The sequence below is a fragment of the Pyxidicoccus fallax genome, assembly GCF_012933655.1.
In the GTDB taxonomy this organism is placed as follows: Bacteria; Myxococcota; Myxococcia; order Myxococcales; family Myxococcaceae; genus Myxococcus; species Myxococcus fallax.
Map to the genome: position 1 here is coordinate 1 of NZ_JABBJJ010000706.1, position 1,288 is coordinate 1,288.

The 1,288-nt window shown below is 71.1% G+C and carries 2 protein-coding genes; both read right to left on the bottom strand.

Annotated features, from left to right (window positions below):
• The coding region (locus HG543_RS53675; RefSeq protein ID WP_171819140.1) for a MotA/TolQ/ExbB proton channel family protein at positions 1 to 445 on the bottom strand (445 nt) is incomplete at its 3' end.
• A gap of 141 nt (positions 446 to 586) precedes the next feature.
• Complete coding sequence (locus HG543_RS53680) at positions 587 to 1,069, bottom strand: universal stress protein (RefSeq protein WP_169352678.1); 483 nt, start codon at positions 1,067 to 1,069, stop codon at positions 587 to 589.
• Between the last annotated feature and the right edge of the window lie 219 nt (positions 1,070 to 1,288).

Sequence of the window (1,288 nt, forward strand, 5' to 3'; positions counted from 1 at the left end):
TGATGCCGAGCACCGTGCCGAACAGGCCGATGAACGGGGCGTTGTTGCCCAGCGTGCCGAGGAAGGACAGGAAGCGCTCGTACTGGGGACGCTCGCGGGCCATGGTGGAGGCAATCACCTGCTCCACGGTGTCCGCGCCTTGCGCGGTGGACGCCAGCGCCTCGCGGACGACGGCGGCCTCCATGCCGCTCTTGCCCTCCACCGCCTTGCGGGCCGCCTCGAAGTCGCCGCGGGCCAGCCGCACCGCCAGCCCCTCCGAGTCCGGCAGCCGGTGGCGGGCGAAGTACACCGTGCGCTCCAGCATGATGGCGATGGAGAGCACCGAGAGGATGACGAGAATCCAGAGCACCCACTCGGCGGAGGTGAGCGTCACGCCGAGCAGCTTGTTGCTGAGCCAGCCAAGCTCGGGTTGACCCGTCTGGGACAGGAGGAGAAAGGGCGTCATGAAGGGAAGCCTGGGTGTAGGTGGGTTACGAGTCAGATGTAACCCGGTAGCCAACTCGCGCGCCCATTCCTTGTTCCCCCGCGCCGGAAAGTCAAATGGATCGACCGTCCGGAGGCTTCTCCGCCCGCTGGGGAACACGCATCAGCTGACGGCGGGCTCCACGCGAGCAGGCGCCTCCTCGGGCGCGTGACTTGCGGCGGGGGCGTTCCGGTGGGGCACCACCAGCACGGGCTTGGGGCACTGGCTCACCAGCCGCATCGCGACGCTGCCGAGCAGCGCGCGGGCCAGGGCGCCCCGCTCGCGGGTGCCCGTCATCACGAGGTCCACGTCCTCTGCCCGGGCGGCGGTGCAGAGCACCTCCACCGGGTCCCCATGTCGCACCTGGGTGTCCACCTGGGGGCGGGGGATGCCGGTGAGCTGGCAGGCCTCCTCCAGGAGCTGCGCCGCGCGGGCCTCGCAGGCGCGCTCGAAGGCGGCGAACTCCGGCACCTCGAGCGAGCTGTCTGGAGGTAGCACGTGGACGAAGGTCAGGCGGGCGCCCAGGCGCTCCGCGTACTCGACCGCCATCCGCGCCGCGTCGCGCGAGGCCTCCGTCTCATCCACCGCCACCAGGATTCGTCGCATCGGGTGCTTCCTCCACACCCAGGTGCTTCCACCTCCCGTGCCAACGCGCCCCGAGGAAGGGACACGGGCGGGAGCGCAAAGGGTGCGGGCAGACGGCCCGGGCGCGCAGGGGATGCGCGTCCGGGGCGCCTGGAAGCCAGCGACTGCCCTCGGGGGCAGCCCACTGCATCCTGGATGCCGGTGCCCTGGCGGGCGGGCTCAGGGGCGCGTGTCTTTTAT

Bases quoted from the DNA above. Each gene is read 5' to 3' on its own strand.
- HG543_RS53680 (WP_169352678.1), bottom strand. From the start codon at position 1,069: ATGCGACGAATCCTGGTGGCGGTGGATGAGACGGAGGCCTCGCGCGAC.